The organism is Flavobacterium sp. GQ95 (assembly GCF_059758655.1).
In genome coordinates, this window is the sequence record NZ_JCAXEB010000002.1 from 589,563 (window position 1) to 607,271 (window position 17,709).

Genomic DNA, 17,709 nt, shown 5'->3' on the forward strand with positions numbered 1-17,709 from the left:
TGGAATTTGATGGCAGGCCGAAAGGAAGGACAAGAAGAGAATTAAACTCACAATAATAGTGATTTAGACACATTCGACTGTCAAGAATATTAAAAAATTATTATGCTCAAAAAATACAAATCAAATAAAGTTTATTATCAAAGTACAATTGCGCTCGCAGGACCTGTTGTAATTTCACAGTTGGGTCACACTTTGGTTCAGACTGCCGACACAATTGTGATCGGGCATTATGCAGGAACCATTTCGCTCGCCGCGGTTTCGCTAGTTCATTCTGTTTTTATGGTTGTTTTGGTTATTGGATTGGGAATTGCATACGGGTTGACACCTTTGATAGCGCAAGAAAATGGAAGGTCTAACTTTAAAGAATGTGCCAAACTTCTTTCCAATAGTTTATGGCTTAATATTATAGCTGCAATATTGCTTTTTATGGTTGTCTATTTCGGCTCCATGTTTGCCATGCAGCATGCCGACCAGGATCCTAAGGTTGTAGAAACAGCAAAACCTTATCTTCTTATTTTAAGTTTGTCCATTTTTCCTTTAATGATTTTTCAGACATTTAAGCAATTTGCAGAAGGGCTGGGGTTTACAAAACAAGCCATGAACATTACAATTTGGGGAAATTTGATTAACGTAGTGATTGCCGTGATTCTGGTGAAAGGAATGTTTGGCATCGCCCCAATGGGTGTTAAAGGAGTAGGAATCGCAACTTTAGCAGATAGGGTTTTAATGATGGTAGTAATGGCCTGGTATGTATTCCGATCAGATAAATTCAAAAATTATCTGGAGCATTTTTCAGTAAAGTATATCAATCTTCCAAAAATCCTGGCGGTAGTAAAAATTGGTCTGCCGGTTGCGATGCAATATGTATTCGAAATAGGCGCATTTGCAGCTGCAGCTTTAATTGCAGGTCAATTAGGGGCAACAGAGCAAGCTGCTCATCAGACTGCTATAACCCTCGCGGCAATGACTTACATGATGGCGGGAGGAATTGCCTCTGCAGCAACCATTAAAATTGGAAATAGTTTCGGAAATCAAAATTATATCAGACTTGAAAAATTTGCTCATGCTTCTTATCATTTGGTGATTATTTTCATGCTTTTCTTCGCTGTTATTTTTACACTTTTCAATCAATATTTACCGTACTTAATAACTAGTGATGTTAATGTGGTAGCGATAGCCGCACAATTATTGCTAATTGCCGCAATATTTCAACTATTTGATGGTACGCAGGTTGTAGGGCTCGGAACCCTGAGGGGAATGGGTGATGTCAATATTCCAACTTTCATAACCTTTGTGGCTTACTGGATTATTGGTCTGCCGTCTTGCTATGTTTTAGGTATTTATTTCAATATTGGGATTCAGGGAATTTGGTATGGTTTAACTTTAGGCTTGATAACATCATCTGTTTTACTTTATTTGAGGTTTAAATATGTTATGAAATTAAAGCTGAAGAACAGTAATTCATAGTTATAAAAGCTTAAGAAAAAAGCAGCAAAAATACTCAGGTATTCTTGCTGCTTTTTTTTATTTTAGTTAATGAAAATCCCTTATTGATTTTAACCCAATTGTAACAATCAGAAAAATTCGCAGTCTTTGATACTAATCATTTACATTTCCTTTTAATAAATAGCAATGAAGATGCAAATTTTTAGATTTTAGATCTAAAAAAAATTATGATGAAAATGAATGTAATGCTATTGTTTAATTATAGAACGGCCTTTCAGGGAATAATATTTAGACCAGAATCAAACTAACTAATTCACTATATATATGAATAACATCGTTCACACTTTTTTGACCTTTTTTATTGCTGCAGGTTTACACTGTACTGTTGCTAATGGACAAGAAACCAAACAAAATAAAAGTACTTTGGCGTTCATAAATGCCACTATATATGTTTCCCCAACAGATCCGGCGATTCTTGAAGGAACCGTGCTTACTAAGGATGATAAAATAATTGCAATAGGTAAAAAGAACGAAGTAAAACTACCAGAGAAAGCTAAACTGATTGATTGCAAAGGCTTAACAATTACAGCAGGATTCTGGAATAGTCACGTCCATTTCACCGATCCCAAAATTGCCAATGCACAAAATTTAAGTAATAGTGAATTATCCACCTACCTTGAACAATTTTTAATCAAATATGGTTTTACTTATGCCTTCGATATAGGTTCATTTCCAGAGAATACAAATAACATACGACAACGAATTAACAACGGTTCTATCCGAAGTCCTCTCATCCTGACTACAGGCCTTCCACTTACGGCTGAGGATGGCACTCCTTTCTATGTGAAAGCAATGAATATAAAATTGCCAGAGTTGACTTCCGTAGATGTCGCTACAAAAATCGTCAACCAAAATATTGCTGCGGGCTTAGATGGAATAAAAATATTTGCCGGATCTCCTATGGGACCGGGTAGAGCCGAAAAGATGATGCCTATAGAAATAGCGAAAGCTGTTATCAATACTGCCCACAAAAAAGGCAAACTCGTTTTTGCACATCCTTCTATAAATGACGGGATTTTAGTTTCATTAAAATCGGGTATCGATATACTGGCACACACCACCCCTGACGGTGGGCAGGCTTGGGATAGTCAAATGATTCAACAAATGGTTAAAAAGAATCTATATTTAATTCCAACATTAAAACTTTGGAAATGGAGTTTACTTAACAATAATCAATCTCCGAAACAGATTGAAGATTTTGTTTCCATTGCTATTGGACAAGTAAAAGATTTTAATGAAGCAGGAGGAAATCTTTTATTTGGAACTGATATTGGCTTCATGGATGATTTTGATCCTACCGATGAGTATGTTTATTTGCAGAAGGCAGGACTTAATTTCCGACAGATTCTGGCAATGCTTACTACAACACCCTCAGGAAAATACGGTTTTTCAAAGCAATATGGCAGACTTGCTGTTGGCATGACTGCAGATATGGTAGTTTTTAAGGGGAATCCGGAACTAGACATCAGAGCTTTGGCGGATGTAAAATACACGATTAGGAATGGTGAAATGATATTTATAAAATAGAATGAATAAATGATTATAACGTAGCTCTTTTAAGTTCTTTGACTGGACTTAAATGCCTATTTTAGTTTATAAAGATCAAAACCCTTTCTTAAAAAACGTTAGTTTAAAATTCAAATAGTATAGGACAGATTTTTAGTTCATTGAATTGAAATTCTATAATTATAACATAATTTCCTAAAATCAAATCTACTGGGAATTCTGTAACATCCTGCTGAAATTAAATACTTCTTACTCTCTTGTCATTTGTATCTTTAAATAGTATTTTAAAACTATTTTATAATCAAAAAAAAGAAGTTATGGCAGAAATTAAAATTGAGAAAAAGAAACCTGTATGGCCATGGATTGTAGCATTGCTTATAATCGGAGCACTTATATACTACATCTTTGTAATAGATCATGAAGCTAACAGTGAAAACAGCGTAGAAATCGAAAACACTACAAGTACACAATAGGAAAATAACCGGAAAACAGTGGGACAATATTGTTCTTTAGCGTTTTAAGGAAAAATTTAGTTTCCTGAAGTTATAACCCGGGAGAAAAACAGTATATAATATTATTTATAAAAAATTATGGAAAATAAAGACAAAAACTTATACAGACTAGACGAACTATCTGATTATAAAATTGCCTCAAATTATTCTGATGTAAGAGGATGGAAGATAGTAGACGCTGACAACCGTACAATAGGCAAAATTGATAATCTCTGGGTTAATAAAGATATGAAGCGTGTGGTCTATCTGGATGTGAAATTAGATAAAGGACTACTAGATGAACGTAATGAAGTGCATGACGTTATAGCAAACGACAATGGAAAGGAGTTTATCTATAAAGAAGGAGACAGCCACATTATCATACCAATTGGATCTGTAAACATAAATAAAGATACGAAAATTGTTATGGCTAATAGTATAGGATATGATACATTTAGAAATACAAGCAGATACAACAGGCAGCATAATTTTGACAGAGACTATGAAAGAAGAGTAATGAAGTCCTATTATCCTGAAAATGATCCTAACTATGATAGTAATGATGACGCTTTTTACAACCGCAGGGAATTTGACAACCACTAAAGAATACAAATAGCATTTATTTATACATGGATGCTCATTATAGAAAATACCAAATAAAAAGCTCCAAATCATTGATTTGGAGCTTTTTATTTGGTAGTCTCAGAGAAATAAATTTCATACCAATTTCTTCTGGATTGAAGAAATTGGTATCCTTTTTAAGTTTATTCTATAAATTTATTTAGCTGGAATAATATCAATTATAACAGTACGGTTGTAAAAACGTTCTTCTGGAAGTTTATTTTCAAATGCAGACATACTTTCGTCTTCACCAAAACCATGTACTTCAAATTTTACATCTTTTCTGCCAGAATCTGACAATGCCTTCTCTATAATGCCCTTCACTTCATTGGCTCTGTCTAAAGATAAATTCAAATTATAAGACTCTTCACCAATAATATCAGTATGGCCATGAATGATAACAGCAGCGTTTTTAGGTATTCTAGGTGTAACAACTTCTGTCAAATATTTCTCATACATCGCAATTGCCTTTGATTTATTAAATTCAAAAAGAATGCTATATCTAAGACCTTCGTCTGTTTTAGATGGTGTCCACAACACCATGTGAGTAGTAGTAACTTTTTCTTCAATACTTCCACTTTTGGTTTTTCCAATCATTTTTACTTTATAATCACCCTCAGAACGAGTTCCCATAATGCTTTTACCAGGAATACTTACTTTTTCCTGAGTATAAGGACCAAAAACTTTTACTTTCCCATCTGGATCCGTAGTTTCTAAAGACCATGACGAGTATGCCTGTCCGGCACCAGTAGCATCGATAGTAACATAACTGTCAATAGGCGCTTCCTGAACTGTAACAATTTCTAATGGTTTTAACGGAGCATCTGGACCCGCTTGAAATTCCATCAATAAATCAGGAGAATTACTTTCGATAGAAACCCTGCGGTCTCCTTCGCGAAGCAGCACCAATTCTTTTGTTGCTCCAGGCTGTTCAGATGGAATGGAAGGTTTTAACTGTCCTTTGGTCGTTATTCTTGATGCATTTATTTCAAATACAGATACTAAATAAGTCTTTATAGATTCGGCCATCTCAGTGCCATCCTCGGTTCCTTTTTCTGAAGAACCAACAAGTGTAACATTTGCTCCGGGATTTTTCACCATTCGATATCCAAGAATATTAATAACGTTATAATAAACCGCCATTTGTCGTGCAGAACGACCAGATGGATTTACAATGGCTGTAATTCCAATCTGGGCTTCATTAAAATCTTTTACATCTTCTCTTTTTAATAATTTGTAGCGACCTGGTATTTTATTGGATTCAAGATCATAGAAAACATAATTACGCAAAGGAAATGTCTCTCGAACGTTACGCTCTCCGGGAATATTTTTAGGAGCATTTACAGAGAACTGTACCTTAGATGCAGCTATTGGAGAAGTATCCAGTGCATTTCCTTGTCCAAACTTAAGTGCCATACCTACTCTAAGGGTAGTGTTGTTCCAGGTTTCGGTTGTGCGGGGATGTTGTCCAAAATAGGGTTGAAAATTCACAAAAGGAGACAAAATAAATTGTGTTTTATGATTTTGTGAAGATAACGGAATATCGTAACCTGCTCCAATCTGCATCGAAATAAGCGTTTCTTTCATTGCATCGAAGTCACCTCTTACAGCAGGAGTGGCCTCTTGTTGTGGATAATCAGGATTAGTTCCTAATGAATATTTAAATGATTTGTCTAAATTGAAAGCCAAACGCGGTCCTCCATACAAATAAAAATTAGATTTAAAAGGAGCAAAACGAATGCTTGGTTCTATAGTAATATAACTAAGTTTGGTAGATAAATCTGCAGGGCAGTTACAAGGAGTAACTTTCTGATCGAAAGAGCCTTTTCTACTGTCATAACCTGCCTGGAACATGAATCCCAATCGGGTATCGGGCTTATGAAATTCTACAAGTGGTGCTAAATAAAGTCCTGCACCTTCACCATTATGGAAAGTAACAGGAGGAGTCAAATTCGAATTAAGCTGATGAGTTGAACCGCGGTAAAAATTATAATTTGTGGCACCCGCAACACCAAAGAACCAGGAAGGTTTTGTGTAATATATTTCTTGTGCCTGAAGCGTTGTCTGAGCACTGAAGCATAATAAAGTAAAAAGTAAAAATCTATTTAATAGCCTTTTATCCAAGAATTTAATTATGTATGTATTTGTTTTAAAACTAATGTTAGTTTTCATTTACGTTTGTTTAGGTGATTGTTTTTATAGAGAAAAAAATCCCGTCTTAGGACGGGATTTACTATTTTAAAATATTTTATTTATGGGACATTAATAGTGGTGTTTACCATGGTGACAGATGCTACTAAAGAGATAGCTCTTCCGTTAAGCACTGTTTGATTTGCATTTCCTGCAGTAGAAAAAGTAACTCCGGAATTTGCAATAATAGTTCCTACCATCGTTCCACCGCCGGCACTGTTTATAGTAGCAGCACTACCAACATACCAAAAAACATTTTTAGGCAATCCGCCATTTATCATTATTACACTTTTGGCACCTGTAGGTCCAGCAATTCCAACTGTAAGTCCTGATGCGGTTTGAAAAATCCAGGTCGCATTTGGGTCACCCTGTGCATCAAGTGTCAGGTTGCCATTGCTGATTTTGAAAGTACCACTTGCTGACTTATAAACACCCGGAGCTAAAGTCAATCCGCCTAATTCTCCAGCGTTAGGATCTGAACCACCCGGTTTTGCTGCCGGCGAAATACTTAAATAGGCCGCATTTGCATCCAGTAATCCTTTTTGAGCAATTGCTAACGATGTAGCTGTTCCTGGAACAGGAGGTGCTGTAAATATATCACCAGTAACATTTCCAACATTTAGAGGAGTCTCGGTATAAATGACAAGACCATCATGAAAACCTGTAATCAGAGTCGATGCTGCTGTCGTTCCAAGACTTCCATTATTTATTACTGTATTTAATCCCTGATTTGTAATTCCGGCGTTACCACCAAAAGCTCCAAACATAGCAGCACTACCAAGATCTATTACTAAAGGTACAGGAGGCAAAAGCGAAGTTGTAAAGTTCCAGACATAGTCACCAGCCAATGGAGTTCCGGCTGCACTTTTAGCCCCATTTGTAATGGTGGCTGTGTAGATTTTTCCTAATACAAGTGAATTTGTCGGTTTAAACGACGCTGTAGTACCAGAATAAGAAACAGTACCAGGAATTGTTGTGGCACCCTGTTTAAGCGTAAATGTGGCAGCATTGATGGAAGCAACATCCATAATAGTACTAAAATCAGCAGTTACAGTTTGATTTAAAGCAACATTAACAGCATTATTCAAAGGATCTGTTGCAGTTACTGCTGGTATCATATCTGTCGTAAAATTCCAGGTATAATCTGCTGCCATTGCAGTATCCAGTGAGTTTTTTGCACCTGTAGTTATAGTAACAGTGTAAATTTTATTAGGTAATAAGGGACTGGCAGGTATAAAAGATACCGTTGATCCTGTATAAGAAATGGATCCCGCTACAGCATTAGTTCCCTGATTTACTTTAAAAGTGGTGTTGTTTAATGTGGCCGGATTCATAGCCATATTGAATGTTGCCGAAATTGTTTTATTTAAGGGCACTGAAACGGCATTATTAATAGGATCTGCAGTAATAACTACAGGTCTTAAAAGTGTCCCGGTCGAAAATACCCATACATATTCAAGCTGTAAAAAATTACCCAATACGTCTTTGGCTTTTGTTGTAATTTTGGCCGTATAAGTAGTATTCTCCGCAAGTAAAACTGCTGGTGTAAATGATGCCGTTCTTCCGGAATAGGTTACCGTTCCTGCAATCGGAGTCGTTCCTGCCACAATAAACGAAGTTGAAGTAATAGAACCCGGATCCATTTCTTCGTTAAATGTTGCAGTAACAACCTGTCCCAATGGAACATTTAAAGCATTACTCAAAGGAGTTGTAGACTCGACTACAGGGCATACTCCTACGACTTCTTCGAAATCATCATTTTCGCATCCGGTAATAAATGTAATGCATATTATAGCAAATGTTAATAGTAAAATTTTAATTTTCATTTTATTTTGTTTAAGAAATTAGATTATTTGACTGGAGTAAAGGTGATGTCAAATGGTAGTTAAACATTATACAATTCTGACTAAGAGTTGTATGATTAACACTATTTTTAAAGAAAAATTCAGGAAGTGAAGTATATATTTAAGACTAGAAAATAAAAGAAAAATACGCTGGGTTAATGCTAAATTTGTTAATGCTTTTAAGATTATTGATTTGTGGAAATTTTATTAGGTATTTATATAGTACTTTTGGTGTTTGTAAAACCATTTCAATATGATAAGTTCTGAAAAATCAGTAGTAAATACTAAAGACGTAAATGAAGAGCCGGTAAAAATTATATTGGCTGAGGATGATAAAGATGATCAGGAATTATTTCTGGAAGCTGTTAATGCAACAAAAGTTCCTTCTGAGATTATTACGGTAGAAAACGGGGAGGAATTGGTTAACACCTTGAAAGATGAGTCGGAACCAAAACCTGATATTATTTTTATAGATATCAATATGCCGATTAAAGGAGGCAAGGAGGCACTAGAAGAAATAAAGAGCGATCAGGAACTTAAGGAGATTCCTGCAGTTATGCTCTCTACTTCTAATCATCCTAAAGATATTGAAGACACTTTTAATAAGGGAGCAAATCTCTATATACAAAAACCAAATTCTTTTACAGGCTTTATTCTCATTCTGAAAAAAGTATTCTTTCTGCACTGGACAAAAGCTTTAATGAATCCGGTTAAAAATGTATTTTTTGTTTCTGAAAAGAATATATCCCGTGAGGATTAAATAATCCCCACTCTCTAAAGTATTCCTTATGAAAAATGCGCAAATGCCCTTTTCATAATTTCAAATGCTTTTTAGCGTGTTGAGCAGTATAGGATTTTTGGTTTTCCAGGAGTTTTTTGACTGTTCCTTCAAAAATAACGTTTCCCCCATATTTTCCCGCACCGAGTCCAATGTCAATAATCCAGTCTGCCTGAGCAATAACATCCAGATTATGTTCAACTATAATTAAGGTATTGTTTTTTTGGAGTAATTTGTTGCAAAATAAAAGCAGCTTTTGTGTATCACTTGGATGCAATCCTGTAGTGGGTTCGTCTAAAATGAGAACTTTATTTGCATTATTTAGCTCTTTAGTTAGTTTTAACCTTTGCCTCTCACCACCGGAAAAACTGCTCAATCGTTGACCTAAGGTTAAATAGTCTAAGCCAAGTTCGATTAAAACATTGAAGTGTTCAGTGAATATTTCATCATTAAAGAAGGAATACGCTTCTGTAATAGTCATATTCATTACAGCAACAATATTTTTTTTATTATAACGATATTGCAGCACTTCCGGTTTAAATCCGGAGCCATTGCAAACTTCGCACACTTGTTCGATATCATCCATAAAAGCTAAATCAATTCTCTCAATTCCAGATCCTTTACAATTTTTGCAGCCACCTTCACTATTACTGCTAAATAATTTATCCGAAACTTTATTAGCTTTTGCAAACAATCGTCGTACTGTATCAGACAGACCCAGATAAGTTAGTAAATTTGATCTGAAACTTGCTGTAAATAAAGATTGGTCTATTACAGTTACATTTTTATATAAATCCGGAAGTACTTTAGTAATTAATGTACTTTTTCCTGAACCTGCGATTCCTGTTACTACTGTCATTACCTGTTTTGGAATTTTAACACTAACATTATTAAGATTATGCAGAGTAGCATTCTTAATTTCCAAATATTCCTCGGCAATTTTTGGATTATGGTTCATCAAAGGTATTTCGGCGAAATACAATCCTGTTTTTCCTTTTGATTTTTTGAGATCTTCAAATGTGCCTTCAAAAACGATTTCTCCACCATTTTTTCCGGATCCGGGTCCCATATCAATTACCCAATCTCCAATCTTAATTAAATCAGGATCATGCTCTACTATTAAAACAGTGTTTCCTTTATCCCTGATTTGCTGAATAATCGAAGAAATATTTTGTAAATCTCTTGGATGAAGTCCAATACTGGGCTCATCAAAAACATAAAGTAAATCGACCAGGCTGTTGCCCAGGTTTCTAACCATTTTTATGCGTTGTGATTCCCCTCCCGAAAGCGTGTCGGTTCGTCTGTCTAAGGTTAAATATTGCAACCCGATGTTTATGATGTTTTCTAATTTTTTTGTAAGCTCATTTAATATGACTTCATACGATTTAGTTTTTATCCGGCGAATAAAATCAAGAAGTTCATCAACCGAAAGCGCTGTGCAGTCCGCAATATTTTTATCATTTATCTGGCAGGACAGGATTTTATTATTTAATCTTTTTCCATTACACGCCGGACAGACTTTGGTTGTAATAATCTCCTGAAGATCTTTTTTTCTGGTTAGATTCTCTTTTGAATCCTTTTTTAAAAATGCTTTTTCAATTCGGGGAACCACGCCCTCATAACTTACCGTTTTTCCCCATTCCTTACTTGGTTTTTTCGGTTTGTGTTCTGTTGCATAAAGTAAGGTTTCCCATTCCTGGGCAGTGTAATCTTTCAGTTTTTTATCATTATCAAAATAGCCTGATAACGTATATCTGGTTAAGCGCCAGCCGCCCGGTTGAAACGTTGGAAATTTAACAGCACCTTCATTTAATGATTTATTTTTATCGATCAGTACATTGATGTTTACACTTTGGATAAAGCCTAAACCTCCGCAATTTGTACACATTCCCTGCGGATTATTGAATGAAAAAACATTCGAATAACCAACAAAAGGTTCGCCAATGCGCGAAAAAAGAAGCCGTAACGACGCATATATGTCCGTTGCTGTACCAACTGTAGATCGTGCATTTCCGCCCAATCTTTTTTGGTTAATGATAATGGGGACATTCAGGTTTTCTATCTTATCGACATCGGGAATTCCAAAATGCTGTAATCTGTTGCGTATAAAACTATTTTGTGTTTCATTAATCTGTCGTTGGGCTTCGGCTCCTATTGTTTCAAAAACCAGCGATGATTTTCCTGAACCCGAAACGCCTGTAAAGACGGTAATTTTATGTTTAGGGATATTTAATGATACGTTCTTAAGATTATTTTGCCGTGCATTTGTTATTACAATACTTTCCATAGATTATTACTTTAAAAGACTAAATCCTATTTTTTAAGACTAAGCCGTTTCTAAAATAAAAGTCTTGCTATTGTAAACGCCGGCAAATCTCAGTTGGGTTTAAAAGAACCAATAATTACTTAGCTTCTCATTAGAAATGTCCCGGGATCTTCTTCATTCTTATCATATTCTCCTTCAAAGTTTTCAGAGGAATCCTCTTCTTCCCAGTCATTTTCGTCGTACTCTGACTCAAAATCATCCTCAAGGTCCTCTTCTAATTCTCCAAATTCTAAGCTGTAGTGGTTTTTTGCTGATAATGGATTTACTGAACGGTCTTCAAGATAATCATCATAGTTTAATAGCAGATGTTCTTCATAAGAGGTCAAATCGCCAGATTCATCAGGTCTGTAAAAGTAGTTTTGGAATGTCATATATTTTTAATTTAAGTTATTAAAAAGGCAAATTCAATAAATTAAAAATACAATTATTAGAGGCTGTGGCTTTTATATGATTACAGGCAAAATTTGTTGAATTTTCATTTTTACATGATATACTAATTTTAAAGTTTATACCGATAAAAATGCCGAAACTGACGACTATTACATAATTTTGCAATGCATGAAGCAACTAGCTTCTTACTATTATACTATGAACAATACATTTTCTGACAGTAGCCAAATTGGAATAGTATCTACTTTCCCTGAGCTTGTACATACCAATTTCAAAGGAGAAACGAATGCGCTATGCTGGTACAGAAATCTGGATGGCGATTTTAACGAGATTGTAGCCCAGTTATGTTTAAAAGAAAATATAACGGAAGTTTATCCTGAAGATCTAATAGCACTCCAACTGTCAGAAAAGGGAAGTATAGCAAGGGAAATAATCTTAAATGATTTACAATTATTAACTGATTTTGGAGCTTCGCCTTCTCTTAATTTATTGAAGTGTTATGAACGCGATGATGAATTTGATTTCATATCGACTGATGTGTATTCGTTTCATGTGGATCGTTCGCCCATTGCAACAGATACTTTTTTATGTACTTATCACGGCGCGGCGAGTGATATTGTTTCTAATTCGCAGGCAGAGCAAAAAATTCTGATTCCGGAAATTCGAACAAAGCTAAAAGAGCTGTATGATGGGCCAGCGGAAGAATTCGAAGACTTTTTGAAGGAGAATTACTTTGATTTGCATTATCAGGTACATGCAGATGCAGAACCTGTTAATTTAGGGGTAGGGCATCTTTGGCGGCTGGCCGTAGATCATCCAAAACAACAAGTACTGCCTTGTATTCATAGAGCACCAGTAGAAAAGGAGGGGGAGTATCGGTTGTTGTTGATTTGTTAAGCTGTTATATTTAGTAATTAAAGAAAATATACATCATGTATGAAAAACATATAATGTATAAACCGATATTTTTTTTTAAATGTAATCGACTTATGTTGAGGATTATTTCTTATTCTTATTGAAATCATGGATTTTATAAATTCCTAATAATAACCCGGCTATAGCAAGTAGCCATGGCTCCTCTAAAGAAATGCAAAGTGAGATTTGGGATGTTTGTAAGCTAGATATTTCTGAAGGTTCAATATTAGGGCACATAATTCATTTTTGTTTTTGAGATTATTTATTTTGACTGAAAGTTTGTAACCTACTATTGTTATTTATAAATTAATACAAAGAAGATTTTTGATATTTCATTTTTTACAAAAATAATTTAGTATTGGTAAAAAATATATAGCACAAAATACGTCATTTATAGGATTATTGTTGCTTAGTTCTTACTTGGTTAAATAGTAAGAAAAAGGCATGAAAAAATTCCATTTCTAAAGAAATGGAATTTTTTGGTGACCGTTACTGAACAATTTACAAGCCATTTTATGCAAGATTTAAAGAAATTACTGGTATTATAAGGAAGTATCTTGATATCGATTTTCCTGAATCGAGAATTATAAGAGTCAGTTAAATTGTCCGATTGAAAAGACGACCGAATTAATTATTCAATACAGTAAGGATCATCCAAAACAACAATTGCTTCCTTGTATTCATAGAGCACCAATAGAAAGGGAAGGAGAATATCGGTTGTTGTTGATTTGTTAGGGAAATGGAAAAATAAATAAAAACCCTTTAATTTTTATTTATTAAAAAACAGGTATTTATACTGTTTTATTATTATAGGTTTATTAATAAATTCACACAGTTATTTTAATTTTTATTTATGTTATAGCTGTAAAACGTTGTTTAATCTTTAATTCACCTAAAATAATAAGAAAGATGGGAAAAATAGTCTTATTTGTATGTTTATTGATGCAACTGAGCAGCTTAGCACAGTCTTCAAAACAGTTTGATAAAACAAAAATGGAGTTTAAAGGTTCAAAAGCTGATCAGGCAAAGTTACTGCTGCGCACCGTTAAAATGTGGGGAAAAATTGAACAGAAAGTACCAAGTATTGATACAGTTTTCCTTAATCTTCTTAACAATGAGCCTGAAATAAGTAAAGAAAAACTCAGATTCTACCTTAAAAAACATTCTATCTCTGATAATGAAATCTGCGGCAGTATAGATTTTGATATTTCAAATATTATGCTGAATGGAAAAAAGGTTTTTGCGAAATACTTTGTAATTCATGATATGAGTACGCCTGCATTCCTAGATAAATTTCCTGTAAATATTAATGAAAGCACTTGGTCAAAGAACAAGTTAAACTCATGGAATTGGCCAAAAGGAAAAGAACCTGCACATGGTCTTATAACAAGAACTGGATTATCAAAAACACTTAACGATTTTGAAAAAGGATGGCGTGCTACAAAGTTTGAAAATAATATCGGTGTTTCTTGCAGAGGATTATTTCTGCATGTAGAACTATTACAGCCAAGAGTTTATCCGCCGGGGACGGAGGTAAGTGCTCCAGTTGCTCCCACGCCGGGATTTACAAATTTGCAGTATAAAAGACTTGCTTTATTATATGTATGTGCAGGAATAAGAAAAGATGAATGGCTGGTACCAGCTTTTCACGTAAATATTGATGAGGGACTAAAGGATGGGCATGATGATCCTCAGAATTTTGAGCTGTCTCAATTTACGGATGAAGTTCTAAGCCTGGTTACACAAATTAAGAAAATATGAAGTGGCAAATAAATTTTACTAAGTGCTGATTTATTTTTAGTAATAGACTCTTTTCTACTATTTCAAATTTTACAACATTAATTTTAAATAAAAAAGCAAATGGATAATCCGCAGCATATAGAATCCTTCGAAACCAGCTTTAAGGGAGGGTTTGTGGAAGGAAATCCACTTTCATCTTACTTCCCTGACGAAGGAAGAATACGAAAATCCTTTTTATTGTATTTCAAAAAGCATTTTGATGAAAAAATGCTGGAACAATTTGAATTTTTTCTATGTGAAATCGTCCGCCTATCCTTGTCTCCGCAAGCGGTAGAATAAAGCATGAAAAAATTTAGTTGATAAATCAGGTATAACTACTTGGTTTTTAATGATTTGAAAAAGGTATATTTGTTATGTACTATTGTTGGTTTTATTGAAGTATTGATACTAATTAAAGGACATTCCGTGTAAATGTAAATTATACTTTGTATCAATCGAAGTATATGATCACTTTAAAAATTCTTTTATTAATTATCATGATTAAGCATTACAATATTAATAATTTCCAACTGTAAATCTACAGGTATAATGCTCTGTTGCTTTTGGCTTTACTGTACATCATAAACTTAAAAATTTTTTAATCATGGATTCTATGATTTCTTTAGCAGTGGTATTATTTATTTTAAGTATGATTAATGAACGGATTGCGAATTTTATAAAACTTCAATTTTCCGAATCAAAATTGCTTGGGATAGCAATAGGTAATTTGAAAGATAAAAAAAAAGACGGAGAAGAGGATGATCGTAATAAGCGTATAATACTTCTTAATATCGTAATAGGGACCATTGTTAGTTTGTTAATGAGAGCAGATTTGATTTCTATGATTTCTGATGTTAATAATGCCTCGTGCGGTATAGGCTGGAAAAACTTTGATGCGAGTAGTATTGTTGGCTGGATAACTTTAGTTCCAGGATGTTTTTTAACAGGATGTTTTTTAAGTTTAGGCTCTAAATTTTGGCATGATCTTTTGGATTTGTTGCTTTATACAAAAGATCTAAAAGGAACACTAGTCAAACAAGCAATAGAAGAACCTTCAAAAAATGATGATGATGATGAACTTGAAATAGAGGAAGCAGCATCTCTTTTTAAGAAACAGGTCATGTTAATTGAAAATGTCACTTCTGTTTTATTAAAATCAGATCTGACACCGATGAATATTGAGGTGTATGTTAATGAACATTACAAAGGAGAAACATTGATTCCAAAAAAAATGTTCTATCTGGACTCTATCAATCAGCAAAAATTTATTGATGTAAAAGTTATCCATGATTTCAACCCAAAGGTGCATAGTGAAATATGGCCCGCAGATAATATTTTAAACGAAAAGCCTTATCCTAATAATCGAGGTTCAATGGGAGGAAAGGTATATGATAAAGATACAAATGAGCCATATTTTATTTCTTGTTACCATGTTGTCAAATCTCCTTCACATAGCTGGAATTTTAAGCCAAACGGTAACGAGGAAATTTTGGAATACGAATCTAATCTACCTTGTGGCAGTATTGTAAATGCAATTAGGGACAACGAGATAGATGCTGCTATAATGAAAGCTAAAGGAAGTTTTGAAATACGAGATGCAATTAGTGGCATTGGAGCACCCCATTTAATACGTGATCTTAACAAAGATGACAGAAAATTGAAAACAGGTGTTAAAATGTTTGGAGGTCTTAGTCAGGAACTTAAAACAGGATATATAATTGGTATCGATGTACCGGCAAGAATTAGATATTATAAAGATGATTCTACAGAAATGGAATACCATAGGCTTGATAAGTTGATTTTTATCAAGTCTGATGATGAATTTCCTTTTTCGCTTCCTGGAGATTCAGGTTCAATGGTTATTGATGAATATAATTATTTGATAGGACTACTTGTTGGCGGAGAAGGAACAAGAAGTTTTGTTATCCCTATAAATACTGTTTTTAGTCGTCTTAAACTTAAATTAAAACCTATATGAAACAAAAAAACTTTATCTTATCAATTGTATTTGTGTTTGTATTTATTATCGTAGCTAATGCACAAACAACAACAATTAATGTCCAAATTAACGGAGGTGTATTTACGGTAGCAAATCCACCTGTTCAAGCTGATTTCACAAAACCTGTGAAAATTGTATGTGCTGGCAGCCCTACTAATTTTTTAGTCCAGAAAAAAAGTGATAATATTGCCGATCCATCGAAACAGGCTGATGGCTCGTTTGATATCAACGTTAATAAACCAAAAGCAAAAAGCTTTAAATTAATACTAACGGCTGATGGAGTTAAATCATTCCAACTAGAAATCAAAAACACGAACGGAGGTGGCGGAAGTGGATCAATTGTAAAAATCGGATCAAATACTAAAGCTACTGCTTTTTTTGAGAAAAATATTCCTCAATTTAATAATTTTTATCGTTATGATCGTAAAGCCAATAGAGCATATTTCTTTTTTGATCAAAATGGTGCTCTCATCGGACCTGCTCCAGTTAATATTGATGCAGACGATTATATTGAAATTTTTATGGCTGTGCCGGAAACAGAGCTAATTAATTATTCTGTTGAAGTAGTAGGTGATTATAGTCCTTCTGATCTATTAATAAGACCACACGAAGCCATTGCTACAGGTGCTGCGCATGGTACTGGTACAGAGGACGAAAAGTACAGCTATGTTCACCAAATATTTGGTCCCTTTACTTCAGATAGAGCTACTATAAAGATTTATGGAAAGGATGATGATGGTGAAGACACTATATTAAACCAGATGGATGCCAAAATAAATAAATTGTATAATGTTGGCATTGGAGCAAGTTTTATATCTACACAATTGGCAAATCCTGATTATGAGGTCTTCCCTATAAACGGGACAACCAATAATACAATACGTACGATAAATGACGGTAACAGGACTATGGTTACTTTTAATGTAATTTATTACTGGAAACCAACAATTGATTGGATAAGTGGAAAATTAAAAGGCTCCGGTCATATCACACGGGGAAGGGACATTTTGAAAGAACCTGATTTTTGGGAAAGATTAAATCCTATTTTTGGTGTAGCATTATCTAATAAATGGGATGAAAATTTCTTTATAGGCGGAAATTTCGAATTTGCCAGAGGGGGAAGCATATCTGCTGGTTGGCATTATGGTAAAGTTCAATCACTTGCAGACGAAAATTTTAAACTTGGCGAAGATGTCTTTACAGGTACTCAGGAGGATATTAAGCTTACGAATTCATGGCAGTGGAGCACCTTCGTTGGTATTACTGTAGATACAAGAATTTTTAATGCATTGTTTTCCCATCAATAAAGATTAACATAGAAACTTTTTCAGGATAAGACAAATTTAATAAAAAGCCTCTAGATA

The 17,709-nt window shown here is 34.3% G+C and carries 14 protein-coding genes and 1 pseudogene; 11 read left to right on the forward strand and 4 right to left on the reverse strand.

The features are described 5' to 3' along the window. The first annotated feature begins 102 nt into the window (after positions 1 to 102). The 4 genes from AC6CH4_RS07130 to AC6CH4_RS07145 all read left to right on the forward strand — a co-directional run bounded on the left by AC6CH4_RS07130 (position 103) and on the right by AC6CH4_RS07145 (position 4,106). Positions 103 to 1,467 (forward strand): MATE family efflux transporter, encoded by a 1,365-nt coding sequence (locus tag AC6CH4_RS07130; RefSeq protein WP_498101526.1) that lies wholly within the window; start codon positions 103 to 105, stop codon positions 1,465 to 1,467. Positions 1,468 to 1,770: 303 nt separating this feature from the next. After that, a complete protein-coding gene (locus AC6CH4_RS07135) occupies positions 1,771 to 3,033 on the forward strand; it encodes an amidohydrolase family protein (RefSeq protein WP_498101528.1) in 1,263 nt (420 codons plus the stop codon). A 296-nt stretch (positions 3,034 to 3,329) separates the two neighbouring features. Then, the gene (locus tag AC6CH4_RS07140; RefSeq protein WP_498101530.1) at positions 3,330 to 3,485 is read left to right on the forward strand and encodes a hypothetical protein; all 156 of its coding nucleotides are present in this window, start codon (positions 3,330 to 3,332) and stop codon (positions 3,483 to 3,485) included. 117 nt (positions 3,486 to 3,602) lie between these two features. Continuing rightward, positions 3,603 to 4,106, forward strand: coding sequence for a PRC-barrel domain-containing protein (locus AC6CH4_RS07145; protein WP_498101532.1), 504 nt, complete (start codon positions 3,603 to 3,605; stop codon positions 4,104 to 4,106). 174 nt (positions 4,107 to 4,280) lie between these two features. On the opposite strand, the gene AC6CH4_RS07150 is transcribed toward AC6CH4_RS07145, so the two are convergent. Further along, a complete protein-coding gene (locus tag AC6CH4_RS07150; protein ID WP_498101534.1) occupies positions 4,281 to 6,296 on the reverse strand; it encodes an OmpA family protein in 2,016 nt (671 codons plus the stop codon). A gap of 80 nt (positions 6,297 to 6,376) precedes the next feature. Beyond that, positions 6,377 to 8,140 carry an Ig-like domain-containing protein gene (locus AC6CH4_RS07155; protein ID WP_498101536.1) on the reverse strand — a complete coding sequence of 588 codons (1,764 nt, stop codon included), beginning with the start codon at positions 8,138 to 8,140 and terminating at the stop codon, positions 6,377 to 6,379. 271 nt (positions 8,141 to 8,411) lie between these two features. Here AC6CH4_RS07155 and AC6CH4_RS07160 point away from each other — a divergent pair, with 271 nt between their 5' ends. Then, a complete protein-coding gene (locus AC6CH4_RS07160) occupies positions 8,412 to 8,918 on the forward strand; it encodes a response regulator (protein ID WP_498101538.1) in 507 nt (168 codons plus the stop codon). A gap of 52 nt (positions 8,919 to 8,970) precedes the next feature. Here AC6CH4_RS07160 and AC6CH4_RS07165 read toward each other — a convergent pair whose 3' ends face one another. Then, positions 8,971 to 11,223, reverse strand: a complete 2,253-nt coding sequence (locus AC6CH4_RS07165) for an ATP-binding cassette domain-containing protein (protein WP_498101540.1) — start codon at positions 11,221 to 11,223, stop codon at positions 8,971 to 8,973. Between the two features lie 119 nt (positions 11,224 to 11,342). Then, a complete protein-coding gene (locus tag AC6CH4_RS07170) occupies positions 11,343 to 11,633 on the reverse strand; it encodes a hypothetical protein (RefSeq protein ID WP_498101542.1) in 291 nt (96 codons plus the stop codon). Positions 11,634 to 11,850: 217 nt separating this feature from the next. Here AC6CH4_RS07170 and AC6CH4_RS07175 point away from each other — a divergent pair, with 217 nt between their 5' ends. The 6 genes and pseudogenes from AC6CH4_RS07175 (at position 11,851) to AC6CH4_RS07200 (ending at position 17,652) form a co-directional block, all read left to right on the forward strand. Next, positions 11,851 to 12,549 carry a DUF1826 domain-containing protein gene (locus AC6CH4_RS07175; protein WP_498101558.1) on the forward strand — a complete coding sequence of 233 codons (699 nt, stop codon included), beginning with the start codon at positions 11,851 to 11,853 and terminating at the stop codon, positions 12,547 to 12,549. 666 nt (positions 12,550 to 13,215) lie between these two features. Beyond that, a pseudogene (locus AC6CH4_RS07180) lies at positions 13,216 to 13,302 on the forward strand (DUF1826 domain-containing protein); the annotation flags it as partial. Positions 13,303 to 13,476: 174 nt separating this feature from the next. Further along, a complete protein-coding gene (locus tag AC6CH4_RS07185; RefSeq protein ID WP_498101544.1) occupies positions 13,477 to 14,328 on the forward strand; it encodes a hypothetical protein in 852 nt (283 codons plus the stop codon). A 99-nt stretch (positions 14,329 to 14,427) separates the two neighbouring features. Then, entirely contained in the window at positions 14,428 to 14,646 is a 219-nt protein-coding gene (locus AC6CH4_RS07190; protein WP_498101546.1) for a hypothetical protein, read from the forward strand. A 304-nt stretch (positions 14,647 to 14,950) separates the two neighbouring features. Then, positions 14,951 to 16,324 (forward strand): hypothetical protein, encoded by a 1,374-nt coding sequence (locus tag AC6CH4_RS07195; protein ID WP_498101548.1) that lies wholly within the window; start codon positions 14,951 to 14,953, stop codon positions 16,322 to 16,324. Continuing rightward, entirely contained in the window at positions 16,321 to 17,652 is a 1,332-nt protein-coding gene (locus tag AC6CH4_RS07200) for a hypothetical protein (RefSeq protein ID WP_498101550.1), read from the forward strand. Before AC6CH4_RS07195 ends, AC6CH4_RS07200 begins: the two co-directional genes overlap by 4 nt. Positions 17,653 to 17,709 lie beyond the last annotated feature (57 nt).